Origin of the sequence: Burkholderia sp. 22PA0106, assembly GCF_047497155.1 — a bacterium.
Lineage (GTDB): Bacteria > Pseudomonadota > Gammaproteobacteria > Burkholderiales > Burkholderiaceae > Burkholderia.
In genome coordinates this window covers 158,784-183,096 of sequence record NZ_CP163163.1, presented here as the reverse complement: position 1 = coordinate 183,096, position 24,313 = coordinate 158,784, and the positions used below count along the sequence as shown (strand labels likewise).

General features: G+C 68.1%; 22 protein-coding genes. 14 read left to right on the top strand and 8 right to left on the bottom strand.

The features are described from left to right. Positions 1–9 precede the first annotated feature (9 nt). Both AB4850_RS15795 and proC read left to right on the top strand, forming a co-directional pair. A complete protein-coding gene (locus AB4850_RS15795; RefSeq protein ID WP_414443974.1) occupies positions 10–720 on the top strand; it encodes a YggS family pyridoxal phosphate-dependent enzyme in 711 nt (236 codons plus the stop codon). A 31-nt stretch (positions 721–751) separates the two neighbouring features. Beyond that, positions 752–1,567: a pyrroline-5-carboxylate reductase gene (proC, locus tag AB4850_RS15790; RefSeq protein ID WP_414443973.1), complete on the top strand. Its 816-nt coding sequence runs from the start codon at positions 752–754 to the stop codon at positions 1,565–1,567. Positions 1,568–1,646: 79 nt separating this feature from the next. Here proC and ubiA read toward each other — a convergent pair whose 3' ends face one another. From ubiA to recG, 5 genes are all read right to left on the bottom strand, one after another. Continuing rightward, positions 1,647–2,510, bottom strand: a complete 864-nt coding sequence (ubiA, locus tag AB4850_RS15785) for a 4-hydroxybenzoate octaprenyltransferase (RefSeq protein WP_414443972.1) — start codon at positions 2,508–2,510, stop codon at positions 1,647–1,649. 155 nt (positions 2,511–2,665) lie between these two features. Next, complete coding sequence (locus AB4850_RS15780) at positions 2,666–3,154, bottom strand: Dps family protein (RefSeq protein ID WP_414443971.1); 489 nt, start codon at positions 3,152–3,154, stop codon at positions 2,666–2,668. Positions 3,155–3,313: 159 nt separating this feature from the next. Continuing rightward, the gene (locus AB4850_RS15775) at positions 3,314–3,475 is read right to left on the bottom strand and encodes a hypothetical protein (RefSeq protein ID WP_414443970.1); all 162 of its coding nucleotides are present in this window, start codon (positions 3,473–3,475) and stop codon (positions 3,314–3,316) included. A gap of 380 nt (positions 3,476–3,855) precedes the next feature. Beyond that, the gene (locus AB4850_RS15770; RefSeq protein WP_414443969.1) at positions 3,856–4,815 is read right to left on the bottom strand and encodes a hydrogen peroxide-inducible genes activator; all 960 of its coding nucleotides are present in this window, start codon (positions 4,813–4,815) and stop codon (positions 3,856–3,858) included. Positions 4,816–5,013: 198 nt separating this feature from the next. Next, entirely contained in the window at positions 5,014–7,422 is a 2,409-nt protein-coding gene (recG, locus tag AB4850_RS15765) for an ATP-dependent DNA helicase RecG (protein ID WP_414443968.1), read from the bottom strand. Between the two features lie 149 nt (positions 7,423–7,571). Here recG and queA point away from each other — a divergent pair, with 149 nt between their 5' ends. The 5 genes from queA (at position 7,572) to secF (ending at position 13,634) form a co-directional block, all read left to right on the top strand. Further along, positions 7,572–8,624, top strand: coding sequence for a tRNA preQ1(34) S-adenosylmethionine ribosyltransferase-isomerase QueA (queA, locus tag AB4850_RS15760; RefSeq protein ID WP_414443967.1), 1,053 nt, complete (start codon positions 7,572–7,574; stop codon positions 8,622–8,624). A gap of 95 nt (positions 8,625–8,719) precedes the next feature. Then, complete coding sequence (tgt, locus tag AB4850_RS15755; RefSeq protein ID WP_414443966.1) at positions 8,720–9,910, top strand: tRNA guanosine(34) transglycosylase Tgt; 1,191 nt, start codon at positions 8,720–8,722, stop codon at positions 9,908–9,910. Between the two features lie 276 nt (positions 9,911–10,186). Continuing rightward, positions 10,187–10,513, top strand: a complete 327-nt coding sequence (yajC, locus tag AB4850_RS15750; protein WP_414443965.1) for a preprotein translocase subunit YajC — start codon at positions 10,187–10,189, stop codon at positions 10,511–10,513. 108 nt (positions 10,514–10,621) lie between these two features. Then, the gene (gene secD, locus AB4850_RS15745; RefSeq protein WP_414443964.1) at positions 10,622–12,667 is read left to right on the top strand and encodes a protein translocase subunit SecD; all 2,046 of its coding nucleotides are present in this window, start codon (positions 10,622–10,624) and stop codon (positions 12,665–12,667) included. Positions 12,668–12,683: 16 nt separating this feature from the next. After that, complete coding sequence (secF, locus tag AB4850_RS15740) at positions 12,684–13,634, top strand: protein translocase subunit SecF (RefSeq protein WP_414443963.1); 951 nt, start codon at positions 12,684–12,686, stop codon at positions 13,632–13,634. A gap of 283 nt (positions 13,635–13,917) precedes the next feature. Here the strand turns inward: secF and AB4850_RS15735 are convergent, their stop codons facing one another. From AB4850_RS15735 to AB4850_RS15725, 3 genes are all read right to left on the bottom strand, one after another. Next, positions 13,918–14,496: a YceI family protein gene (locus AB4850_RS15735; RefSeq protein WP_414443962.1), complete on the bottom strand. Its 579-nt coding sequence runs from the start codon at positions 14,494–14,496 to the stop codon at positions 13,918–13,920. A 69-nt stretch (positions 14,497–14,565) separates the two neighbouring features. After that, positions 14,566–15,126, bottom strand: coding sequence for a YceI family protein (locus AB4850_RS15730; protein ID WP_414443961.1), 561 nt, complete (start codon positions 15,124–15,126; stop codon positions 14,566–14,568). A 13-nt stretch (positions 15,127–15,139) separates the two neighbouring features. Beyond that, a complete protein-coding gene (locus AB4850_RS15725; protein WP_414443960.1) occupies positions 15,140–15,700 on the bottom strand; it encodes a cytochrome b in 561 nt (186 codons plus the stop codon). 276 nt (positions 15,701–15,976) lie between these two features. Here AB4850_RS15725 and AB4850_RS15720 point away from each other — a divergent pair, with 276 nt between their 5' ends. From AB4850_RS15720 to AB4850_RS15690, 7 genes are all read left to right on the top strand, one after another. Further along, entirely contained in the window at positions 15,977–16,648 is a 672-nt protein-coding gene (locus AB4850_RS15720; RefSeq protein ID WP_414443959.1) for a paraquat-inducible protein A, read from the top strand. Then, positions 16,645–17,286, top strand: coding sequence for a paraquat-inducible protein A (locus tag AB4850_RS15715; RefSeq protein WP_414443958.1), 642 nt, complete (start codon positions 16,645–16,647; stop codon positions 17,284–17,286). The genes AB4850_RS15720 and AB4850_RS15715 overlap by 4 nt, the downstream gene beginning before the upstream one ends. Continuing rightward, positions 17,279–18,928: an intermembrane transport protein PqiB gene (locus AB4850_RS15710; protein WP_414443957.1), complete on the top strand. Its 1,650-nt coding sequence runs from the start codon at positions 17,279–17,281 to the stop codon at positions 18,926–18,928. The genes AB4850_RS15715 and AB4850_RS15710 overlap by 8 nt, the downstream gene beginning before the upstream one ends. Further along, on the top strand, positions 18,925–19,635 hold the full coding sequence (locus AB4850_RS15705) for a membrane integrity-associated transporter subunit PqiC (protein WP_414443956.1): 711 nt from the start codon (positions 18,925–18,927) through the stop codon (positions 19,633–19,635). The genes AB4850_RS15710 and AB4850_RS15705 overlap by 4 nt, the downstream gene beginning before the upstream one ends. Before the next feature lie 331 nt (positions 19,636–19,966). Next, positions 19,967–22,114, top strand: coding sequence for a site-specific recombinase (locus AB4850_RS15700; protein ID WP_414443955.1), 2,148 nt, complete (start codon positions 19,967–19,969; stop codon positions 22,112–22,114). A 225-nt stretch (positions 22,115–22,339) separates the two neighbouring features. Further along, the gene (locus AB4850_RS15695) at positions 22,340–23,638 is read left to right on the top strand and encodes a THUMP domain-containing class I SAM-dependent RNA methyltransferase (RefSeq protein WP_414443954.1); all 1,299 of its coding nucleotides are present in this window, start codon (positions 22,340–22,342) and stop codon (positions 23,636–23,638) included. Positions 23,639–23,851: 213 nt separating this feature from the next. Continuing rightward, a complete protein-coding gene (locus AB4850_RS15690) occupies positions 23,852–24,268 on the top strand; it encodes a VOC family protein (RefSeq protein WP_414443953.1) in 417 nt (138 codons plus the stop codon). The last annotated feature ends 45 nt before the right edge of the window (positions 24,269–24,313 follow it).

The following is a 24,313-nucleotide window of genomic DNA, read 5'->3' as shown; positions in this document are numbered from 1 at the left end:
CCGCCGCGTATGTCCGATCTCGCCGCCAGCCTCGCTTCCGTTCACCGCCGCATCGACGACGCGGCCCGTTCCGCCGGGCGCGCGCCCGGCGACGTGGCGCTGCTCGCAGTGTCCAAGACCTTCCCCGCCGACGCCGTGCGCGACGCGCACGCGGCCGGCCAGCGCGCGTTCGGCGAAAACTACGTGCAGGAGTCGCTCGACAAGATCGCCGCGCTCGCCGCGCTGCGCGACACGCTCGAATGGCATTTCATCGGCCCGCTGCAATCGAACAAGACGCGCCCGGTGGCCGAGCAATTCGACTGGGTGCATTCGGTCGACCGCCTGAAGATCGCGCAACGGCTGGCCGAGCAGCGGCCCGCGCACCTGCCGCCGCTGAACGTGTGCGTGCAGGTCAACGTCAGCGGCGAGGCCAGCAAGAGCGGCGTCGAGCCGGCCGAGGCGGCCGCGCTCGCGCGCGCGGTGGCGGCGCTGCCGTCGCTGCGGCTGCGCGGGCTGATGGCGATTCCCGAGCCGGCCGGCGATCTCGACGCGCAGCGCGCGCCGCACCGGCGGCTGCGCGAACTGTTCGATACGCTGAACGCGGGCGGGCTGGCGCTCGATACTTTATCGATGGGCATGTCGGCCGACCTCGAGGCAGCCGTGCTCGAAGGCGCCACGCTGGTGCGCGTCGGCACCGCGATCTTCGGCGCGCGCGACTATTCCACGCCGCGCGCCGCCTGAGCTTCCGAACCTTTCCTCACTCGCACTCATCATGAAAATTGCATTCATCGGCGGCGGCAACATGGCGGCCGCGCTGATCGGCGGGATCGTCAAGCGCGGCACTGCGGCTCCCGCCGACATCTACGTGATCGACCCCAACGACAGCACCCGCCAGCGCCTGCGCGACACCTCGGGCGTGCAGACCGGCGAGGCGATCGACGCCACGCTGGCCGGCTACGACGCGATCGTGCTGGCGGTCAAGCCGCAGGTGCTGAGCGACGTCGCGAAGGCGCTCGCGCCGCACGCGGGCCGCGCGCTCGTGATCAGCATCGCGGCCGGCATCCGCGCCACCGATCTGTCGCGCTGGCTCGGCGGCAACACGCGCATCGTGCGCACCATGCCGAACACGCCGGCCCTGGTCGGGATGGGCGTGACGGGCCTGGCGGCGCTGCCCGGCGTCGATGCGGCCGGCCGCGAGCTGGCCTCGGCCGTGCTCGGCGCAGTGGGCGATACCGTGTGGTTCGACGACGAATCGAAGCTCGACGCCGTCACCGCGATCTCGGGCAGCGGCCCGGCCTACGTGTTCTATTTCATCGAGGCGCTGCAGGAAGCCGCGCGCCAACTCGGCATGAACGACGGACAGGGCCGCGCGCTGGCCGTGGCCACCTTCACCGGCGCCGCGCAACTGGCCGCGCAATCGGGCGAGCCGGCCGCCGTGCTGCGCGAGCGCGTGACCTCGAAGGGCGGCACGACCGCCGCCGCGCTGGCCGCGTTCGACGCCCAGCAACTGAAGGATGCGATCGTGCGCGGCGTGCTGGCCGCCGATGCGCGCGCCAAGGAACTCGGCGACGAGCTGGGCCAGGCCTGACGCGCGAAACAGCGTCATCAACGAAAAAAGCGACCTCGACGGTCGCTTTTTTCTTGGCGGCTGCGGTGCGCGGCCGGGCTCAGGCGCCGGCCAGCGCGTAATGCAGCGCGATGCCCGCGAACAGCGCGCCGCCGAGCCAGTTGTTGTGGCGGAACGCAGCGAAGCACTTCATGCGGTCGCGATCCTTGATCAGCGTGTAGTGGTAGACGGCGCAGCCGGCCGCCACCGCCCAGCCGAGCCAGAATACCGGCCCGAAATGCTCGACCATGCCGATCCACACGTAGATCGCGAACATCGCCGCATAGCAGAACATGATCGCGATCACGTCGTACTGGCCGAACGTGATCGCGGAGGTGCGCATGCCGATGCGCAGGTCGTCGTCGCGATCGACCATCGCGTAGGCCGTGTCGTAGGCCACCGACCAGAACACGTTGGCGATCAGCATGACCCAGGCGATCGGGGGCACCGTGTCCTGCACGGCCGCGAACGCCATCGGAATGCCGAAGCCGAACGCGATGCCGAGATAGGCCTGCGGAATCGCGAAGAAGCGCTTCATGAACGGATAGCTGCCGGCCACGAACACGGCCACCACCGACAGCCCCTTGGTCAGGCCGTTGAGCGGCAGGATCAGCAGGAACGCCAGCAGCGCGAGCACTACGGCGATCGCGATCGCCTCCCACGCCCGGATCTTGCCCGAGGTCAGCGGCCGGTCGACGGTGCGCTTCACGTGGCGGTCGAAATCGCGGTCGGCGTAATCGTTGACCGCGCAGCCTGCCGAGCGCATCAGCAAAGTGCCGACGATGAAGATCGCGAGCAGCGAGAGCGTGGGACGACCGCCGGAGGCGATCCACAACGCGTTCAGCGTGGGCCACAGCAGCAGCAGGCTGCCGATCGGCTTGTCCATCCGGACGAGGCGCAGATACAGGGGGAAACGGGCAAACATGTCGGAATTCCGCCGCGAAAACGATGGCGGCATTGTAACGCGCGACGGCGGCCGGCCCGCGCGAGCGAGCGACCCTCCGTGGCTTGCCGCGCGCGGACGAAAAAAACCTCCCGCCGACGCGGGAGGCCTCGTGCCGCGCGAACCACCGCGCCGGCTTATTGCAGCAGCGAGCGCAGCATCCAGGCGGTCTTTTCGTGGATCTGCATGCGTTGCGTCAGCAGGTCGGCGGTCGGCTCGTCGCGGGCCGAATCGGCATCGGGGAAGATCTCGCGCGCGGTGCGCGTGACGGCTTCGTGCCCTTCCACGAGTTGGCGGATCATCTCTTCCGCGGCCGGCACGCCCGAGGCTTCCGGCACCACCGTCAGCTTCGCGAAATCGCCGTAGGTGCCCGGCGCCACCACACCCAGCGTGCGGATCCGTTCGGCCACGGCATCCACCGCGAGCCAGAGTTCGTTGTACTGCTCCTCGAACATCAGGTGCAGCGTGTTGAACATCGGCCCGGTCACGTTCCAGTGGAAATAATGGGTCTTCAGGTACAGCGAAAACGTATCGGCCAGCAGCCGCGACAGGCCGTCCGCAATCTTCTTGCGGTCCTTGTCGCCGATGCCGATGTTGATCTGCGTTGCGTTGCCTTTTTTGGCCATGTTGCTGACTCCTTGTCGATGAGTTGAACCGGCTTGAAACGCCTCGGGATCGCCCACTTGTCCTGCCTGAAATGAGCGCCCCCGAGCGCGGCTCAGTGTAGCGTAGATCGCTGCACGGGGACGGATGGCGCGGCAGGCCTCAGGCGCACCGCACCGCGCTCAGGCGCCGTTCAGATGGGCCATCGCCTGCGCCGCGAGCGTCAGCACGCCGGCGAACGTGATGGCGAAACCGAAGGTCTGGCGAAAGGCCGAGGTGGCGGCGCGGTTGACGACGGCGGTCGCGGCGGCGGCAGGCGCGGAAACGGGACGGGCGATCTGCATGATGAGTTCTCCTTCGAATCGGGAATCGGGAATCGGGTTGAGCTCAGGCGCCGAGCAGGCGGCCGGCGAAATACGCGACGGCCAGCGGGCGAAGCTGCCGGAACAGCGCTCGCGCGCGATGGGCCGTGCGTTCGGCGTCGATCTGTTGCGAGATTCGGTTCATGGCGGCTCCGGGGTTCGGCAAGCGGGATGCGAAAGACCGGCGATCCGGTCCGGGCCGGCCCATACGGCGAATCGATCACCGTTGCGCCAGCCCATGCATGCCATCCTACGGAACGCTATCGAATCAGTAAATTCAATAGAATTTATATAAACGATAGGCAAAACAAAACCGGGGCAAGCCGCACCCCGGTCAGTTCACGTCAACAGCCAGGCCGCGCTCAGTTCAGCGTGGCGGGCATGTCGAGCTTGGCCACGCCCGGCAGGGAACAGGCGGTGATCGCCTCGCTGATCGCGTCGATGGCCGGCATCCGCGTGAAGCTCTTGCGCCACACCAGCACCACGCGGCGGTCGGGCACCGGCTCGTCGAACGGCACGTAGGACAGCAGATCCGAATCGGAGTTGTTGGCCAGCGGCCCCACTTCGCCCACCGACATGCGCGGCAGCACCGTGATGCCCACCCCGCTCGCGACCATGTGGCGGATGGTTTCCAGCGACGATCCTTCGAAGGTCTTCTGGATGCCGTCTGCCGTTTGCGAGAAGTGCATCAGCTCGGGGCACACGCCGAGCACGTGATCGCGGAAGCAATGGCCGTTGCCGAGCAGCAGCATGGTTTCCTGCTTGAGGTCGGCGGCGTCGATCTTGCGGCGCTTCGACCACGGATGGCTCGACGGCAGCGCGACCACGAACGGCTCGTCGTACAGCGGACGCACCATCAGGCCCGTTTCGGGGAACGGCAGCGCCATGATGGCCGCGTCGATCTCGCCCTGCTTGAGCAATTCGAGCAGCTTCAGCGTGTAGTTTTCCTGCAGCATCAGCGGCATCTGCGGCACACGATGGATCATCTGCTTGACCAGCGTGGGCAGCAGGTACGGCCCGATCGTGTAGATCACGCCCAGACGGAACGGACCGACCAGCGGATCCTTGCCCTGCTTGGCGATTTCCTTGATGGCGAAGGTCTGTTCGAGCACGCGCTGCGCTTGCGTGACGATCTGGTCGCCGATCGGCGTCACGCTCACTTCGCTCGCGCCGCGCTCGAAAATCTGCACGTTCAGCTCGTCCTCGAGCTTCTTGATCGCAACCGACAGCGTCGGCTGGCTCACGAAGCACGCTTCGGCCGCACGGCCGAAATGCCGCTCGCGGGCGACGGCGACGATGTACTTCAGTTCAGTAAGCGTCATTTAGGTCAATCACGGGGATGCAAACGATAGTTTTAATTTATACACCGGATAGCGCGGTTTCGCCAGCGTTCTTCGCGGCAATAGCTCACGCCCCATTTAATGTCGGCGGGAAACCAAGCCGAACAGCGCCCGCCAACGCATGCGCCGCCAGACCGGCCAGCCTGGTTCGCTGCATGTCGGGCGGATTTCAGGCGAACGTCAGGCCTTCAGGAATTGCTCGCGGGCGCCGAGCCAGCGCGCGAGATGCTGCGTGACGACATCGGGATAATGCGCGATCAGTGCAGCCGCCGCTTCGCGTGCCGGGTCGATCAGCCAACCGTCGAGTTCCAGGTCGGCGAAGCGCAGCATGGCCGCGCCCGATTGCCGCGCCCCGAGAAATTCGCCGGGGCCGCGAATTTCGAGATCGCGGCGGGCGATCTCGAAGCCGTCGTTGGTTTCGCGCATGGTCTTGAGCCGCGCGCGGCCGGCGATCGACAGCGGGCCACTGTACATCAGCACGCAGGCCGACGCCGCCGTGCCGCGCCCGACCCGGCCGCGCAACTGGTGCAATTGCGCCAGGCCGAAACGCTCCGCGTGCTCGATCACCATCAGCGATGCGTTCGGCACGTCCACGCCCACTTCGATCACCGTGGTCGCCACCAGCAACTGCACCTCGTTACGCGAGAACGCCTCCATCACGGTGGCCTTCTCCAGCGGCGACAACCTGCCATGCACCAGCCCGACGTTGATGCCGGGCAGCGCCGCCGCGAGCGTCTCGTAGGTCTCGACGGCCGTCTGCAACTGCAGCGTCTCGCTTTCCTCGATCAGCGGGCAGACCCAGTACACCTGCCGCCCGCCGAGCGCCGCGTCGCTCACGCGGCCGATCACCTCGGCCCGGCGCGCGTCGGCCACCAGCTTGGTGACGATCGGCGTGCGGCCGGGCGGCAGCTCGTCGATGGTCGACACTTCGAGATCGGCGTAATAGGTCATCGCCAGCGTGCGCGGGATCGGCGTGGCCGACATCATCAACTGATGCGGCTGGAAGCCGGCCGGGCCGCCGGCCTTGGCGCGCAGCGCGAGCCGCTGCGCCACGCCGAAGCGGTGCTGTTCGTCGACGATCACGAGGCCGAGCCGCTTGAATTCGACGGTGTCCTGGATGATCGCGTGGGTGCCGATCACGAGCTGCGCGGTGCCGAGCGCCGCCGCCTCGATCGCCGAACGCTTCTCCTTCGCCTTCAGGCTGCCGGCCAGCCAGGCCACCGTCACGCCGAGCGGTTCGAGCCAGCCGCGCAGCTTGCGCGCGTGCTGCTCGGCCAGGATTTCGGTCGGCGCCATCAGCGCGGCCTGGTAGCCGGCGTCGATCGCCTGCGCGGCGGCCAGCGCCGCGACCACCGTCTTGCCGCTGCCGACGTCGCCCTGCAGCAGCCGCGACATCGGGTGCGGCATGGTCAGATCGGTGGCGATTTCATCGACCACGCGCGTTTGCGCCTGCGTCAGCGAGAACGGCAGCGCCGCCAGCAAGCGCGCGACCAGCGAGCCGGCATCGGCGGAGGTGCTGCGCGGCATGGCGGGCGCCGCGCGCGTGCGGCGCTCCTCGTGGGCGCGCTTGAGCGACAGCTGCTGCGCGAGCAGTTCGTCGAACTTGATGCGGGTCCAGGCCGGATGCGTGCCGTCGATCAGCGCCGTTTCGTCCGATTCGACGCCGGGGTGATGCAACTGGCGCACCGCCTCGGCCAGCGCCGGCACGCCGAGCGGCCGCAGGTACGCGGCCTCGACGTCGGGCGGCAGCAACTCGGGCAGCGGCGTGCGCGTGAGCGCGTTGTCGATCGCCTTGCGCAGGTAGGCCTGCGACACCCCGGCCGTGCTCGGATAGACCGGCGTGAGCACCTGCAGCAGCGGCGTATCCTCGTCGACCACGCGCACCGCCGGATGCACGATCTCCAGCCCGAAGAAGCCGCCGCGGATGTCGCCGCGCACGCGCAGCCGCTGGCCGACCGCCATCTGCTTGACCTGCGAGCCGTAGAAATTGAGGAAGCGCAGCACCAGCTCGTCGCCGGCGTCGTCGCGCAGGCGCACCAGCAACTGGCGGCGCGGCCGGAACGCGACCTCGTTGTCGTACACCACGCCTTCGGTCTGCGCGATCTCGCCGGGCAGCAGTTCGCGGATCGGCGTCAGCGTGGTTTCGTCCTCGTAGCGCATCGGCAGATGCAGCACGAGATCGATCGAGCGCGTGAGGCCGAGCTTGGCGAGCTTGTCGGCGGTCTTGACGAGCTTAGGTGCGGCCTTCGTGGCTTTGGCGCCCTTGGCGGGTTTGCCGTGCGCGGCGTCGCCCGCATCGCCGGGTTCGCCCGCATCGCCATCGGCCGGCACGGCCTTCTTGCGCCCGCGCCGGGCCGGCAGCGGTGCGGCGTCGCCGTCGGCGGATGGGACGATTTCCTCGGTTTCGCCGGCCTCGGCGCGCCCCATGTCGGCCGCCGCAACGGCCGGTGCGGCGAGCCGCCCGTCGGCGCCGCGCCGCGGCGTGCGGGCGCGCGGCGCGGGCTGCGCCTCGTCGTGCGTGGGCGGATTGCCGGAATCGGCATCGGCGGCGGCATCGACGGAAACGGAGCGGCGGGCGGGTACAGGCATCGGATCGGGATTTCGCAAGGGACAAGCAAGTACAATAACGGCTTTGACGTCGCCCGACCGGGCGGCGCCCGCGAGCCGCGCGACCCCGCCATCATAGCGGCTCGCGTCGGCGATGACGCGGCTCCCGCGCCGCTTCGCCCCCATTTCTCATGTTCAAGCTTTCCGATTTCGATTTCGATCTGCCGCCCGAGCTGATCGCGCAAACGGCGCTCGCCGAGCGCAGCGCGAGCCGCCTGCTCGAGGTGGACGGCAGCGCCAGCCCGGCGCGCCTCACCGACCGCCGCTTCACCGAGCTGCCCGACTGCATCGGCGCGGGCGACCTGCTCGTGTTCAACGACACCAAGGTGCTGAAGGCCCGCTTCTTTGGCCAGAAGGCCAGCGGCGGCCGCATCGAGGTGCTGGTCGAGCGCATCACCGGCCCGCGTACGGCGCTGGCGCAGATCCGCGCCAGCAAGAGCCCCGTGACCGGCACCACGCTGCGGCTGGCCGATGCGTTCGACGTCACCGTCGGCGAGCGCATCGAGCCGTTCTTCACGCTGCACTTCCCCGAGGATTGCCTGACGCTGATCGAGCAGCACGGCCGCCTGCCGCTGCCGCCGTATATCGAGCACGATCCCGACGCGACCGACGAAACGCGTTACCAGACCGTGTTCGCCAGCAACCCCGGCGCGGTCGCCGCGCCCACCGCCGGCCTGCATTTCGACGACGCGCTGCTCGCCACGCTGCGCGCGCGCGGCGTGGAAACCGCCACGCTCACGCTGCACGTGGGCGCGGGCACGTTCCAGCCGGTGCGCGTCGACGATATCGCCGAGCACAAGATGCACAGCGAGTGGTACGAACTGACCGACGCGCTGGTCGCGCAGATCGCCGCCACGCGTGCACGCGGCGGCCGCGTGATCGCGGTCGGCACCACCTCGATGCGCGCGCTCGAAGCGGCCGCGCGCGACGCCGAAGCCGCGGGCCGCCCGCTCGCGGCCACCCGCGCCGAAACCGACATCTTCATCACGCCCGGCTACCGCTTCCGCGTGGTGGACCGGCTCGTGACGAATTTCCACCTGCCGAAGTCGACGCTGCTGATGCTGGTGTCGGCATTCGCGGGCGTCGAGACGATCCGCGAGGTATACCGCCACGCGATCGCCGAGCGTTACCGCTTCTTCAGCTACGGCGACGCGATGCTGCTGACGCGCCGCGAGCCCGAATAAGCCTGCCTTTCCTCATGAAAATTCGCCGTGGCGCATTCCGCCGCGGCGCCGCTAACGCGCGCCGAACTGTTCTTCGGTAGCCAAGGAGTCCCGCGATGACCGATCGCCAACCGGAACCCGTGCAATCGCACGTCCCGCCCGAGAACGGGCTCGAATTCGAACTGCTCGCCACCGACGGCCACGCCCGCCGCGGCCGCGTCACGCTGAACCACGGCGTGGTCGAGACGCCGATCTTCATGCCGGTGGGCACCTACGGCACCGTGAAGGCGGTGCAGCCGCGCGAGCTGCACGAGATGCACGCGCAGATCATCCTCGGCAACACGTTCCACCTGTGGCTGCGCCCGGGCCTGGAAACCATCGCCGCGCACGGCGGCCTGCACCGCTTCATGGGCTGGAACAAGCCGATCCTGACCGATTCGGGCGGCTTCCAGGTGTTCTCGCTCGGCGATCTGCGCAAGATCACCGAGGACGGCGTGACGTTCGCGTCGCCGATCAACGGCGACAAGCTGTTCCTGTCGCCGGAAGTGTCGATGCAGATCCAGAAGGTGCTGAATTCGGACGTCGTCATGCAGTTCGACGAATGCACGCCGTACGCCACCGACAACGTGCCGACCACCCACAAGGAAGCGGCCGAATCGATGCGCATGTCGATGCGCTGGGCCAAGCGCTCGCTGAACGAATTCAACGCGCTCGGCAACCCGAACGCGCTGTTCGGCATCGTGCAGGGCGGCATGTTCGAGGATCTGCGCGACGAATCGCTGGCCGGCCTGGCCGAGCTCGATTTCCACGGCTATGCGATCGGCGGGCTGTCGGTCGGCGAGCCGAAGGAAGACATGATGCGCGTGCTGCGGCACACCGGCCCGAAGCTGCCGGCGCACAAGCCGCATTACCTGATGGGCGTGGGCACGCCGGAAGATCTGGTGGAAGGCGTGGCGAACGGCATCGACATGTTCGATTGCGTGATGCCCACCCGCAATGCGCGCAACGGCTGGCTGTTCACGCGCTTCGGCGACGTGAAGATCCGCAACGCCACCCACAAGCATTCGCTGAAGCCGCTCGACGAAAGCTGCACGTGCTACACCTGCCGAAATTTCACGCGCGGCTACCTGCACCACCTGCACCGCGTCGGCGAAATCCTCGGCGCGCAGTTGAACACGATCCACAACCTGCATTACTACCTGACGCTGATGAGCGAGATCCGCGAAGCGATCGAAACCGGCACGTTCGACGCGTTTCGCGCCCGTTTCGCGGCCGATCGGGCGCGCGGCGTCGAGCAGCGCGAGTAGCGCCGGCAGGTGCGCCGGGGCGGCCGCGCGGCCCGAAACGCGTGGCGCGCGGCGTTCGTCACACCGGTGTCGAACGATGCGGCGATCCTTGGGGATTGCATTTTTCGCACGCATCGCCCAACCGGCACATTACAATCGCCTTTCGCAAAACACGCTCATGCGCCCCGATTCGGCTTAATTGCTTGATCCAAAAGCGCATTTGCTGTGATGTCGCGGTTTTCGCCGGTGGTAGAATACCCGGCTATTTTTCTGATTTTCCCCAACGGAGAGACCAAGGTGTCGTTCATTTCCAATGCATTCGCGCAAGGTACCGGCGGTGGCGCCGAATCGAGCCTGATGAGCTTTCTGCCGCTCGTCCTGATGTTCGCGGTGCTCTACTTCATCATGATTCGTCCGCAGATGAAGCGACAGAAAGAGCATCGCAACATGCTCTCGGCCATGGCCAAGGGCGACGAGGTCGTGACGAACGGCGGCCTGGTCGGCAAGGTCACGAAGGTCGGCGAAGCCTATGTCGGCGTCGAAGTGTCGGAAGGCACCGAGATCACGGTGCAGAAGTCGGCCGTGACGACGATCCTGCCGAAGGGCACGATCAAGTCGCTGTAAGAGGTACACCGAGCGTCCGGCATCCGGGCCGGCCCGCGTCATGAAGCGCGGGCGGCACGGCGGCCGGACGCGACGCTTTTCAAGCCAACTTTCCCGTTCGGCCCCCTCATGAATCGTTACCCAATCTGGAAATATGTCGTGATGGTCGTCGCGCTCGCGATCGGCCTTCTGTACACATTGCCCAACTTCTACGGCGAAGCGCCGGCGGTGCAGGTGTCGAGCGGCAAGGCCACGGTCAAGATCGACACGGGCACGCTGTCCGATGTGCAAACCGCCCTCGCGGGCGCGAAGATCACGCCGGACGACATCACCTTCGACAATTCGGCGAGCAACGCGAACATCCGCGTGCGCCTGAAGGACACCGACACCCAGCTTCGCGTCAAGGATCTCTTGCAGACGGCGCTCAACAGCGACCCGAGCGATCCGCAGTACGTCGTCGCCCTGAACCTGCAAAGCGCCTCGCCGCGCTGGCTGACCGCCCTGCACGCGCTGCCGATGTACCTCGGCCTCGATCTGCGCGGCGGCGTGCACTTCCTGTTGCAGGTCGACATGAACGGCGCGCTGACCAAGAAGCTCGATTCGGATGCCACCGACGCGCGCACGCAATTGCGCGACAAGGGCGTGCGCGACGGCGGCGTGAACCGCGTCGACCTGTCGGTCGTGGCGAATTTCGCCGACCAGGACACCGCCGAACAGGCGCGTCGCCTGCTGACGGGTTCGATCACCGAACTGCAATGGGCCACCCAGCCGGGCGGCGGCGGTTACCAGGTGGTCGGCACGTTCTCGCCGGCCGTGCAGGCCGCGGTGGAAGACGCCGCGCTCAAGCAGAACCTGACCACGCTCCACAACCGCGTCAACGAACTCGGCGTGTCCGAGCCGATCCTCCAGCAGCAAGGCAAGGATCGCATCGTGGTCGAGCTGCCGGGCGTGCAGGACACGGCGAAGGCGAAGGACATCATCGGCCGCACGGCCACGCTCGAAGCGCGCCTCGCCGATCCGGTCAACCTCCATCCGAACCCCACCGACCCGGTGCCGCCGGGCGACGAGCTGTTCACGCAAGGCGCGCAGGCGCCGGTGCTGCTGCGCAAGCAGGTGATCTTCACCGGCGACCGCATCATCGACGCGTCGGCCGGCTTCGACGATCACCAGCGCCCGTCCGTCAACATCCGCCTCGACGCCGCCGGTGGCCGCTCGGTGCGCGACGTGTCACGCGAGAACATCGGCAAGCCGATGGCGATGGTGCTGTTCGAGAAGGGCAAGGGCGAGGTGCTGACGGTCGCGACGATCCAGTCCGAGCTCGGCGACCGCTTCCAGATCACCGGCCAGCCCACCTCGCAGGCCGCCACCGACCTCGCGCTGCTGCTGCGCGCCGGTTCGCTGGCCGCGCCGATGGACATCATCGAGGAACGCACGATCGGCCCGAGCCTCGGCGCCGACAACATCCGCATGGGCGTGCACTCGGTGGTGTGGGGCTTCGTCGCGATCGCGGTGTTCATGGTGCTGTACTACATGCTGTTCGGCGTGGTGTCGGTGATCGGCCTGTCGCTGAACCTGCTGCTGCTGGTGGCCGCGCTGTCGATGATGCAGGCCACGCTCACGCTGCCCGGCATCGCCGCCATCGCGCTCGCGCTCGGCATGGCGATCGACTCGAACGTGCTGATCAACGAGCGGATTCGCGAGGAACTGCGCGGCGGTGCGGCGCCTCAAGTGGCGATCCAGCAAGGCTACGCGCACGCCTGGGCGACCATTCTCGACTCGAACGTGACCACCCTGATCGCCGGTCTGGCGCTGCTCGCGTTCGGTTCGGGCCCGGTCCGCGCGTTCGCGATCGTGCACTGTATCGGCATCCTGACCTCGATGTTCTCGGCCGTGTTCTTCTCGCGCGGCCTCGTGAACCTCTGGTACGGCGGCCGCAAGAAGCTCAAGTCGGTGGCGATCGGCCAGGTCTGGAAGGCGCCGGCCGCCGAAGCCGCCGGCCTGCCGATCCTCGAGCAGGACGCCAGCACCGACACGGCCAAGGCCGTCGCCGGTTCGTCCGCCAAGGCCTCGAAGCAAGGCGCCAAGCAGGGTGCTGCGCGCGGCAATGCCAAGCCGGTGGCGCGTCGCCGCACCGGCCCCGGCGTGCCGCCGAAGACGCCCGGCTCCTCCAACTAAGCGCCGGAGAACGTACATGGAATTTTTCCGCATCCGTAAAGACATCCCGTTCATGCGGCACGCGTTGATCTTCAACGTGGTTTCGCTCGTGACGTTCCTGGCCGCCGTGTTCTTCCTCGTGCATCGCGGCCTGCACCTGTCGGTCGAATTCACCGGCGGCACGGTGCTCGAAGTGCAGTACCAGCAAGCCGCCGAACTCGAACCGGTGCGTGCCACGCTCGGCAAGCTCGGCTACGGCGACGCGCAGGTGCAGAGCTTCGGCACCTCGCGCAACGTGCTGATCCGCCTCGCGCTGAAGTCGGGCCTGACCTCGGCGCAGCAGAGCGATCAGGTGATGGCGGGCCTGAAGGCGCAAAACCCCGACGTGCAGTTGCAGCGCGTGGAGTTCGTCGGCCCGCAGGTCGGCAAGGAACTCGCCACCGACGGCCTGCTCGCGCTGGCCTGCGTGGTGATCGGCATCGTGATCTACCTGTCGTTCCGTTTCGAGTGGAAATACGCGGTGGCGGGCATCATCGCCAACCTGCACGACGTGGTGATCATTCTCGGCTTCTTCGCGTTCTTCCAGTGGGAGTTCTCGTTGTCGGTGCTGGCCGCCGTGCTCGCGGTGCTCGGCTACTCGGTCAACGAATCGGTGGTGATTTTCGACCGGATCCGCGAGACGTTCCGCCGCGAACGCAAGATGACCGTGCAGGAAGTGATCAACCACGCCATCACCAGCACGATGTCGCGCACGATCATCACCCACACGTCGACCGAAATGATGGTGCTGTCGATGTTCTTCTTCGGCGGCCCGACGCTGCATTACTTCGCGCTGGCGCTGACGGTCGGCATCATGTTCGGCATCTACTCGTCGGTGTTCGTGGCCGGCTCGCTGGCCATGTGGCTCGGCATCCGCCGCGAGGATCTGATCCGCGACAAGAAGAGTGCGCACGATCCGGGCGACCCGAACGCGGGCGCGCAGGTCTGATCCTCACCGTGCTCGCGCTGCATGAAAAAACCGGCCGCCCTGGCCGGTTTTTTTTCGTCTGCGCGCGGTGGCCGAAGCGCGCCGGGCATTTGCGCAGGCGGTCCGCGTCGTTCGGCTGCCGCGACGGGGGATGGATTCCGTTCGCACAGCGCTTTTGCACAGGCGCCTGGGGACAAGCGCCGTGAGTCGGCCATCTTCATGCGCCTGTGCGCTCGCCACAAAACAAAAACCGCCGCACCCGTTCCCGGGTTGCGGCGGTTTTTTCTGCAGGAAACCGAAACGCTTACTGCGCCACGCCTTCCGCCGTGATCAGCAGCTTCGTCTGCATCTTGAAGCCGTAGGCCTTGCCGTAGTCGAGGCCGAATTCGTCGCGGTTGAACACGCCGACGGCGTCCACGCCGCACACTTCGCGCTTGAGCATCGGGTGCTGCATGCACTTGAACGAATCGATCTTCAGCGTCAGCGGCTTGGTCACGCCGTGCATCGTCAGCGTGCCGACGGCGGCCACCGGCTTGTCGCCCTTGAACTTCAGGTCGCCCTTGAACGTCGCGTCCGGGTACTGGGCGGCGTCGAAGAACTCGGCCGTCTGCACGTGCTCGTCGAGCTTGGCGCTGCCGGTGTGGATCGAGGCGATCTTGGTCGTGACTTCAACCGAGCCCGTCTTGGCTTCCTTGTCGATCGTGACCGTGCCGCTCGACGTGTCGAACTTGCCGCGCCAGACCGACAGGCCGCCGAAGTGGTCGGTCTCGAAGCTCGGGTACGTGTGGCTCGGGTCGAGCTGGTACGTCACCGGTGCGGCCATCGCCGGGATCGACAGCGCCGCGGCGAGTGCGCCCGCAGCCATCATCAGGGTCTTGTTCAATTCATTCTCCTAACTAACGTTGAACGGACGCCGCAGCGAGTTGCGGCTTCCGGATGCGATTCGCCGGCCTTACTTGGCGGCGACGAGATGGAACTTGATCTGCACTTCGTCGGCCACGATCGAGGTGTCCTTCCACTCGCCCGTGCCGATCTCGAACGTCGAGCGCTTGATCGGCAGCACGCCGTCGAACACGCGCGTGTTGCCGCTGTCGGCGATGGTGACCGGCACCGTGACGGCCTCGGTCTTGCCCTTGATCGTCAGCTTGCCGGCGACGTTGTACTTGTTGCCGCCCGCGGGCGCGATCGACGACGACACGAAGCTCGCCTGCGGGAAGCCCTTCGCGTCGAACCATTCCTTGCCGGCCACCTGGTCGTTGTACATCTTGTCGCCGAGGTCGAAGCTGGCGATGTCGATCGTGACCTGCGCACTGCCTTGCGCGGCGTGGGCCGGATCGAACTTCAGGTTCGCGCTGAATTTCTTGAACACGCCTTCGGTCGGCACGTTCATCTGCTTCGAGACGGCCGACACCTTGCTCTTGGCGACGTCGACCTGCGCGAGCGCGCTGCCCGACACGGCGAGCGCGGCGGCGGCCACGGCCGCCAGCACGGTGCGATGGAACGAGATCTTCATGGCTTTCCTTTTGTTATTTGAGGAACGGAAGCATGCGGGCCAGCACGCCGTCGCGATCGACGATCTGGTGCTTCAGCGCGCCCAGCACGTGCAGCGCAACAATCGCGAGCAGCGTGTAGTTCAGCGTGATGTGGAGCGTCTTCAGCGTTTCCTTGAGCACCGGATCGGGATCGATCAGGCGCGGCAGCGGGATCAGGCCGAGATAGACGACCGGGATGTTCGAGGCCGAGCTGTACAGGTAGCCGGTGATCGGGATCGCCAGCATCAGCACGTAGAGCAGCCCGTGCACCGCGTGCGCCACGCCCGTGACCAGCTTCGAGGTGCCGGCCGGCAACGGCGGCGCGGCATGCGTGGCGCGCCACAGCACGCGGATCACGGCCAGCGCGAACACGGTCACGCCGATCCACTTGTGCCACGAGAAATACTTGAGCTTGGTGGGCGTGAAGCCGGGGATGTCGGTCATCACCCAACCGAGCGCGAAGCCGCAGACGATCAGCAGGGCGATCAGCCAGTGCAGCGCGATCGCGGTGCGCGTGTAGGCGGCCGGCCGGTTCAGCGTGAGGGACGATGCCATGTGTCGGAGCCCAGGGAATGACGGTGGAGCGTCGCCTGCCTCGGCGGCAGATTCGACGGATTCAAGGCCGCCATCCTAACCCAACAATCTGGCGCCCGATGCAACTGAAAACTGGCAAACCGGTCAGAATCGGGCAGGGTGTCGCCAAGCCGGCGTAATGCGCCGTTACGTTCCCGTAACCGGGCCTTGACACCGGGAAAATGCCCTTTTGGTAAGATTGGCGCGGCTTCCCGCCCGCCCCCGCGTCCTCGCAATGCCGCGCAACCGGCTTCCAATATGGAAACAAACGAACTGATTGCCTGTCATGAGTGCGACGCACTGTTGCACAAAACGCAGCTTAGCGGCAAAGAAGCGGCCCGCTGCCCACGCTGCGACGCCCTGCTCTACCGCGCTACGGCGAGCCATCTCGAACGCATCTGCGCGCTGACGCTGACCGCGCTGATCACCTTCGTCATCGCTCAAACCTTTCCGATCCTCGAAATGGACGTCAACGGCATGCGCGTCCAGACCACCCTGGTCGGCGCGCTCGGCGCGCTGTGGGACCAGGGCATGCAGGTGGTGGCGGTGATCGTATTCTGCTCGACGCTGCTGTTCCCGCTGATCGAAATGTCCGCGCTGCTCTACGTGCTGTTCGCGCTGCGCGCGGGCACCGTGCCGCCGGCCTTCAACGCCGTGATGCGGGCGATCCATCTGGTGCGTCCGTGGGGGATGATCGAGGTGTTCATGCTCGGCATCCTCGTGACGATCGTGAAGATGGTGAGCCTCGCCCGCGTGGTGCCGGAGGCCGCGCTGTTCGCGTTCGGCGCGCTGACGCTGATGCTGGCCGTGGTGGTGATGTTCGATCCGCACACGTTGTGGGACATCGCCGACGAGATCCGCGCTCGCCGCCAGGCGAAAGGCCGCGCCGGCCCGCATGAACACGCTCACGCCGGAGTGCCGCGCCAATGAAGATCACCACCGCCGCCAGCCAGGGCATGGCGAGCTGCCACACCTGCGGCCACGTGCAGAAGCTCGAGCGCCCCGCTGCGCATCCGCCCGAGCCGTGCGCGCGCTGCGGCACCGCGCTGCATCTGCGCACGCCCGACAGCGTGATGCGCACCTGGGCGCTGCTGATCGCGGCCGCGATCCTGTATATTCCCGCGAACCTGTTGCCGATCATGCGCACGGCCTCGATCGTCGGCTCGCAGGAAGACACCATCATGAGCGGGGTCGTCTATTTCTGGACCTCGGGCGATTGGCCGCTGGCGCTGGTGGTATTCGTCGCCAGCATCCTGGTGCCGATGCTCAAGCTCGGCGCACTGACCATCCTCGTCATCACCGCGCAGCGCCGTTCGAGCTGGCGGCCGATACAGCGCACCCGGTTGTACCGGATCGTCGAGCGGATCGGCCGCTGGTCGATGCTCGACATCTTCGTCGTCACGCTGACGGTCGCGCTCGTCCACTTCCGCTCGCTCGCCGAGATCACCGCCGGCCCCGGCGCGATCGCGTTCGGCTCGGTGGTGATCCTCACCATGCTCGCCTCGATGCAGTTCGACCCGCGCCTGATCTGGGACTACGTCGTCACCTCTGGAAAACACCATGAATAGTCCGCAAGGCCCGCAACACGACCCGAACGATGCGCCCTCCACGCCCCCCAACCCGCTCGACCTGCCGGACGCCGTCGTCGCGCGCCGCACCGGCTGGCTGCCGTCGCTGGTGTGGCTGGTGCCGTTGGTCGCCGCACTGATCGGCATCGGGCTGGTGGTCAAGTCGGTATTCGACCGCGGCCCCGAGGTCACCATCAGCTTCCGCAACGCGGAAGGGCTGGAGCCGGGCAAGACCCAGGTGAAATACAAGGACGTCGAGATCGGCACGGTCAAGACCATCAAGCTCTCGAAGGATTTCTCGCACGTGCTCGTCAACGTGCAGCTCAAGAAGGAAGCCGAGGATTTCGCCGTCAAGGGCACGCGCTTCTGGGTGGTGCGGCCGCGCGTCGGCGTGAGCGGCGTGTCGGGCCTCGGCACGCTGCTGTCGGGCGCCTACATCGGCGTGGATGCGGGCCGCTCGCCCGATTCGCAGACCGATTTCACCGGCCTCGAAACACCGCCGCCCGTCACGGGCGACGAAAAAGGCAGTTCCTATGTGCTGCACGGCGATTCGCTCGGCTCGGTCGACATCGGCTCGCCGGTCTATTACCGGCGCGTGCAGGTCGGCCAGGTGGTGGGCTTCTCGCTCGACAAGGACGGCACGGGCGTGACCTTCAACGTGTTCGTCAATGCGCCGTACGACCAGTACGTCGGCTCGAACTCGCGCTGGTGGCAGGCGAGCGGCGTGGACCTGCGCCTCGATTCGAGCGGCTTCAAGCTCAACACGCAGTCGCTCGCGACGGTGATTCTCGGCGGCCTCGCGTTCCAGTCGCCGCCGAACCAGTCGGCCGGCAGCACGGTGCGCAACGGCGCGACGTTCCGGCTCGGCTCGGACGAAGCCGATGCGATGCGCGATCCGGACGGCCAGCCGGTGGCGGTGGTGATGAACTTCAACCAGTCGCTGCGCGGGCTGTCGGTGGGCGCGCCGGTCGATTTCCGCGGCATCGTGCTCGGCAACGTCACGAACATCGCGATCGACTACGACCCGAAGGCCAAGAACTTCATGATGCCGGTCACCATGAACATCTATCCGGAGCGGCTCGGCAAGACCTTCCGCGAACTGGTGGCCAAGCAGGGCGAGGCGGGCCAGCGCGAGATCCTGACGCGCCTGGTCGAGCACGGGCTGCGCGGCCAGTTGCGCACCGGCAACCTGCTGACCAGCCAGCTCTACGTGGCGCTCGACTTCTTCCCGAAGGCCGCGCCGGCCAAGGTCGACCTGAACCGCAAGCCGGTGGAACTGCCGACCGTGCCGAATACGCTCGACGAGCTGCAACTGCAGGTGGCCGACATCGCCAAGAAGCTCGACAAGATCCCGTTCGACCAGATCGGCAACAACCTCAACGACGCGCTCAAGCACGCCGACACGCTGTTCCAGCAGCTCGACACGCAGGTCGCGCCGCAAGCGCGCGACACGCTGTCGGCGGCCAAGCAGACGTTCACGACGGCCGAGGCCACGCTGCAGCAGGATTCGCCGCTGCAATCGGACGTGCGCGGCGCGCTGAAGGAGCTGACGCGTACGCTGCAATCGCTGAACAACCTCGCCGACTACATGGAGCGCCATCCCGAATCGCTGCTCCGCGGCAAACCCGGAGACCAGAAATGAGCGCATCCACGCCCCGTCCGACTCGCCGCGCCGCGCGCGCCGGCCTGAAGGCGCTGGCCGCCCTGGCCGCCGCCACCGGCGTCGCGCTGGCCACCGGCTGCGCCTCGCCGAGCTCGCACTTCTACACGCTGTCGGGCGACGCCGGCAAGCTGAGCGCCGGCCGCGCGATGCCGGCCAATCCGGCGTTCCTGATCCAGGTGCCGGCCGTCAACGTGCCCGAGCAGGTCGCCAAGCCGCAACTCGTCGTGCAGCGCGGCGACGCGCACGTGGACGTGCTCGAGGAACACCGCTGGGCCTCGACGCCGGCCGACGAAATTCGCCGTGCGCTGTCGGCTGCGCTGACGCGCCGCCTCGACACCATCGACGTGGCCGATTCGGCCGTGCCACCGGGCGTGCCGGTGTATCGCGTCAGCGTGGATGTGCAGCGTTTCGAATCCTGGCCCGACAGCAAGGCCGCGATCGACGCCGTGTGGAGCGTGCGTTCGTTGAGCACGCAATCGGTGATGACCTGCCGCACCGCGCTGGTCGAGCCGGTCGGCGCGGGCTATGACGCGCTGGTGGCCGGCCACCGCAAGGCGATCGGCGAGCTGGCCGGGCGCATCGCGGTGGGCGTGCGCGCGATGGCGGCCGCGCCGGCGCCGGCTGCGTCGAAGAGCGGGGGGGTGAATCCGGTGGCGGTGCGGTGCCCGGTGGAAGCGGCGGGTTGACGCTGCTTCCCGGCGGATTCGGAAATCGGGCCGCTCGGCCCGGTGCACCGCTCTCCGCACCTCACGCCACTGCATCAATTTGACAATCCTTGTCATCCCCCGCCCATCCGCCGGCCCGATAATCCACCCACGCGGTGGCCGCCCCATCGCCCACCGCACGCATTTCTGACCGATTGACGCGCCCGGGCCGCACACGGCAAGCTCCTCACGGCGCGCCGCCCGCCGCACCACGCTCCGGAAGCCACCGCCGCCGCCCATCCGGCGCGGCATGTGCCGCCCCTCCGTCCGACCGACCCGCGCCGCCACCCGCGGCGCCTGACCGTCCGCTGCCATGTTCCGTTCCCTTGCCACGCTCCTGAAGAAATGGCGCGCCTCGCGCAGCGCCAGCCAGCAACTCGACGCGCTGCTCGCCTCCGCCGATGCCGCTGCGCCCTACGCCGAGCGCAGCGAATGGCTGATCGAACTCACGCACTGGCTGCGCCGCGAAGGCGGCGTGCAGCAGCCGGCCGAGGCCGAATCGCCGGCCCGCCCCACCGAAACCGGCGACGACGACGCCCCCCGCCGCTTCGCCTCGCACGCGCGGCTGCGCTACGTGCTGCACGTGCTCGACCGCAACCCGGCCTGGAAGACCCACGTCGCGCGCATGTTGCGCGCGCTGCTGCGCGAAAGCGACGGCATCTCGCTGCTCTGCGACGCCGGCATGCCCGTGCATTCGGGCTTCTTCGGCGCGCTGTTCGAACGCATCGACGCGTCGCTGGTGCCACCCGCGCCGAACCGCCGCGAGCTGGCCGCGCTGTTCACGCTGATGTTTCCCGCACCCGGCGACGCGGCATCGATCGAGGCGCTGCCGGCCGATCTGCTCGCGCGCCTGCAGGCGCTGTTCGCCCACGACATCTCCGACACCGAGCGCCACCAGCCCGGTTCGTTCTCGCGCGACCTGCTGGCCGCGCTGCACAACCTGACGCTGCAGATCAGCTCGACCGGGCTGTCGCACACCGTGCGCAGCCGCCTGTCCGACGACGACGCGCGCAAGCCCGCCGAGGCGCAGCCGTTCTACCGGCTCACGCGCGCGATGCTGGCCGTGGAAGCCGCGCAGGACGACACCGGCCACGCCGAGCCGGCCCGGCTGCTGCACGAGGTCAACTACCTGCGCGTGCTGCTCGACGAATGCCGCCAATCGGCCGACGACGTGTCCGCGCATCTCTATCGCAATGGCGTGTCGGTCGACATCGTGTTCCAGGTCGAGCGCATGCGCATGCGGATCCAGCGCGCCGAGGCGCTGCTCGACGCGTGGATGGCGCGCAGCGACCCGCGCGGCCTCGCGCGCCTGACCGCCGCGCTGATCGACGCGAACCAGAACAGCCAGAGCGTCTCGCACCTGGTGCGCAGCAACTTCTCGCTGTTCGCGCGCAAGCTGGTGGAAACCAACGCCGACACCGGCGAGCACTACATCACGCGCGGCCGCGCCGACTATCTGAAGATGATGCGGATGGCGGCCGGCGGCGGGCTGGTGACGGTGGCCACCGTCTGCGTGAAGTTCTGGATCACCGGCGCGCACCTGCAATCGATGGTCGAGGGCGTGCTGGCCGGCATCAACTACGCGGCCAGCTTCACGCTGATGCACTTCCTGCATTTCACGCTGGCCACCAAGCAGCCGGCGATGACCGCGCCGACGCTCGCGCGCGAACTCGACGACATCGGCCACGAGGAAGGCGTGCGGCGCTTCGTGGCGTCGGTGGTGGCGCTGATCCGCACGCAGGCGGCCGCGATCTCCGGCAACGTGCTGGCGGTGCTGCCCGTCTGCCTGGCCGTGCAGCTCGGCGCGCACGCCTGGCTGCATGCCGACGTGATCTCCGTCGAGAAAGCGCACGCCACGCTGCGCTCGTTCTCGCTGCTCGGGCCGACGCCGTTCTATGCGGCGCTGACCGGCGTGCTGCTGTGGGCGTCGAGCCTGGTGGCGGGATGGGCCGACAACTGGTTCGTGCTGCATCGCGTCGGCGACGCGATCGCCTGGCACCGCCGCCTGCGCCTGACGCTCGGCGTGGCCGGCGCGGCGCGGCTGGCGCGCTTCTGCCGCAGCAACGTGGCCGGGGTGATCGGCAACGTCGGCCTCGGCATGATGCTCGGGCTGGTGCCGGCGATCGTCAGCGCGTTCGCGTTCGGCTTCGAAGTGCGCCACGTCACGCTGTCGGCCGGCTCGATCGGCGTGGCGCTCGGCGTGATCGGCGAGCGTGCGCTCGGCTCGGGCGAGCTGTGGTGGGCGATGGCCGGGGTGCTGTCGATGGCGGTGCTCAACGTGGCCGTGAGCTTCGCGCTGGCGTTCACGATGGCGGTGCGCTCGCGCGCGCTGCGGCCGACCAAGGTGCGCGCGCTGATCGCCGCGATCTGGCGCGCCGTGCGCGCGAACCCGGCCAGCCTGATCTGGCCGCAGGCCGCGCGCGGCCAGGATGACGGCGCGCCGGGGCCGCGGTCGCATTGAGGGGCCGTGAGGCACGGCGGCGGCTTTGGGCGGTTTCGTGCTGCTCCGGCCTGCTCCGGCCTGCTCCGCGACACGCGGAGCGCCCTCGGCGACCCGCAAGCCCCCTCCTTGAACGATAGCGGCCCGACGGCGCGCACCCGCCCCGCCCGCCCTCATGCCGATTCGCCCCGGCGACAGCCCCCGGGCCGCGTACAATGACGGCTTTTGCACGCACCGCCCCGCCTAATGTCCTCTTCCGACTTCGATTTCTTCGCTCCCTGCCCCCGCGGGCTCGAGGCCGCCCTGGCCGCCGAGCTGGCCGAGATCGGCACCCGCCGCACCGGCGGCGCGCCGTTCGAGGTTGGCGCCCAGGTGCCGGGCGGTGTCCACTTCCGCGGCGGCTGGATGGCCGCGATGGCGGCGAACCTCCATTCGCGGATCGCCAGCCGCGTGCTGCTGAACATCGCCGACCGCCCGTACCGCAGCGAACAGGATGTCTACGCGCTCGCGCTCGAACAAGCCTGGGAGCGCTGGTTCGCGCCCACCCAGACGCTGCGCGTCGACATCACCGCGATCAAGTCGCCGCTCAAGAGCCTCGAATTCGCCACGCTGCGCGTCAAGGATGCGATCTGCGACCGCCTGCGCGAAAAAACCGGCTCGCGCCCGAGCATCGACACCGCACTGCCCGACGTGCGCGTGTTCGCGTTCCTGACCGCCACGCACTGCACGCTGTATCTCGACACCTCGGGCGAACCGCTGTTCAAGCGCGGCTGGCGGCTCGACAAGGGCGCCGCGCCGCTGCGCGAGAACCTCGCCGCCGGCATCCTGCGCCTGGCCAACTGGACGCCGGAAGTCCCGCTGTACGATCCGATGTGCGGCAGCGGCACGTTCCTCGCCGAAGCCGCGCAGATCGCGCTCGACGTCGCGCCGGGCGTCGAACGCCGCTTCGGCTTCGAGAAGCTCAAGCAATACGACATCAGCGCGTGGCAAACGCTGAAGGTCGCCGCGATGGACGCCAAGCGCGCCGCACGCGGCCGCCGCGACGGGCTGCAGGTGTACGGCAGCGACATCTCGGGCGACATGCTCGACAAGGCGCGCGCCAACATCGAACGGGCCGGCGCGCCGGGCGTCTCGCTCAAGCAGGTCGATGCGCGCTTCATGGCGCCGCCGTGCGACGCGCCGGGCCTGATCATCGCGAACCCGCCGTACGGCGAGCGGATCGAGGTGCGCGGACGCAACGCGCGTGGCGAAGTGCGCGAGACGGGCCGCAACCGTGGCGCCGACGACGCGTTCCGCCGCACCCACACCGACGCGCCGCCCGACAACGAGTTCTTCATCGCGCTTGGCACGGCGCTCAAGCAGCGCTTCACGGGCTGGCAGGCGTTCCTGCTGACCTCCGACCGCTCGCTGCCGGGCCTGCTGCGCCTGCGCGAATCGGCCAAGACGCCGCTGTTCAACGGCGCGCTCGAATGCCGGCTGTTCCGCTTCGACATGATGGCGGGCAGCGTGCGCCGGCAGCCGGGCGAAGCCGGCACGGACGAATAAACCGGCACCGCGCGGCCCCCCCGCGCATCGTGCGCCTCACCCGACAGGGCCGGATTTTCCGGCCCTGTCGCATTTCCGGGGCACCCTTCATTTGCTGCGGCAGGTTGTTGCCGGCTGCTGACAACACGCTGTCAGCAGCCCCCCGCCACACTGCGTCTCACGCATCCGACGCGATGCGCTCCTCCCCGCCACTTCCTCTTCCGGAGACGCCCCATGACGACCGCCACCGCTACCCCCACCGCCGCCGACACCCCGCTCACGCGCCGCCCGATCACCTGGTTCGAGATCCCGACCGTCGATCTCGACCGCGCCACGCGCTTCTACGAGACGATGCTCGAGATCCGCCTGCGCCGCGAGAACTTCGGCGGCGCGCCGATCGCCGTGTTCGACGGCGAAGGCGCGACCAGCGGCGCGCTGGTGCAGGACCCGCACGGCAGCAAGCCCGCCAAGGCCGGCCCGGTCGTCTACCTGGGCGCCGGCGACTCGGTGACGGGCGCGATCGAGCGCGCCAAGCGCGCGGGCGGCGCGGTCGACGGCCCGGTGCATGAGCTGCCGCGCGGCATCGGCTACATCGCCTACGTGTTCGACACCGAAGGCAACCGCGTCGGCCTGCACGCCAGCGCGCACTGAACGCGTCACCGCCCCGCCACGCCTGCGCCACGGCCACGCGATGAC

Coding starts and splice junctions, on each gene's coding strand:
- AB4850_RS15780 (WP_414443971.1), bottom strand. CDS start 3,154: ATGGCCAAAAAAGGCAACGCAACGCAGATCAACATCGGCATCGGCGAC.
- AB4850_RS15725 (WP_414443960.1), bottom strand. CDS start 15,700: ATGGCATCGTCCCTCACGCTGAACCGGCCGGCCGCCTACACGCGCACC.
- secD (WP_414443964.1), top strand. CDS start 10,622: ATGAATCGTTACCCAATCTGGAAATATGTCGTGATGGTCGTCGCGCTC.
- proC (WP_414443973.1), top strand. CDS start 752: ATGAAAATTGCATTCATCGGCGGCGGCAACATGGCGGCCGCGCTGATC.
- AB4850_RS15715 (WP_414443958.1), top strand. CDS start 16,645: ATGAAGATCACCACCGCCGCCAGCCAGGGCATGGCGAGCTGCCACACC.
- AB4850_RS15700 (WP_414443955.1), top strand. CDS start 19,967: ATGTTCCGTTCCCTTGCCACGCTCCTGAAGAAATGGCGCGCCTCGCGC.
- tgt (WP_414443966.1), top strand. CDS start 8,720: ATGACCGATCGCCAACCGGAACCCGTGCAATCGCACGTCCCGCCCGAG.
- queA (WP_414443967.1), top strand. CDS start 7,572: ATGTTCAAGCTTTCCGATTTCGATTTCGATCTGCCGCCCGAGCTGATC.
- AB4850_RS15695 (WP_414443954.1), top strand. CDS start 22,340: ATGTCCTCTTCCGACTTCGATTTCTTCGCTCCCTGCCCCCGCGGGCTC.
- recG (WP_414443968.1), bottom strand. CDS start 7,422: ATGCCTGTACCCGCCCGCCGCTCCGTTTCCGTCGATGCCGCCGCCGAT.
- ubiA (WP_414443972.1), bottom strand. CDS start 2,510: ATGTTTGCCCGTTTCCCCCTGTATCTGCGCCTCGTCCGGATGGACAAG.
- AB4850_RS15705 (WP_414443956.1), top strand. CDS start 18,925: ATGAGCGCATCCACGCCCCGTCCGACTCGCCGCGCCGCGCGCGCCGGC.
- AB4850_RS15730 (WP_414443961.1), bottom strand. CDS start 15,126: ATGAAGATCTCGTTCCATCGCACCGTGCTGGCGGCCGTGGCCGCCGCC.
- AB4850_RS15775 (WP_414443970.1), bottom strand. CDS start 3,475: ATGCAGATCGCCCGTCCCGTTTCCGCGCCTGCCGCCGCCGCGACCGCC.
- AB4850_RS15690 (WP_414443953.1), top strand. CDS start 23,852: ATGACGACCGCCACCGCTACCCCCACCGCCGCCGACACCCCGCTCACG.
- secF (WP_414443963.1), top strand. CDS start 12,684: ATGGAATTTTTCCGCATCCGTAAAGACATCCCGTTCATGCGGCACGCG.
- AB4850_RS15720 (WP_414443959.1), top strand. CDS start 15,977: ATGGAAACAAACGAACTGATTGCCTGTCATGAGTGCGACGCACTGTTG.
- AB4850_RS15795 (WP_414443974.1), top strand. CDS start 10: ATGTCCGATCTCGCCGCCAGCCTCGCTTCCGTTCACCGCCGCATCGAC.
- AB4850_RS15710 (WP_414443957.1), top strand. CDS start 17,279: ATGAATAGTCCGCAAGGCCCGCAACACGACCCGAACGATGCGCCCTCC.
- AB4850_RS15770 (WP_414443969.1), bottom strand. CDS start 4,815: ATGACGCTTACTGAACTGAAGTACATCGTCGCCGTCGCCCGCGAGCGG.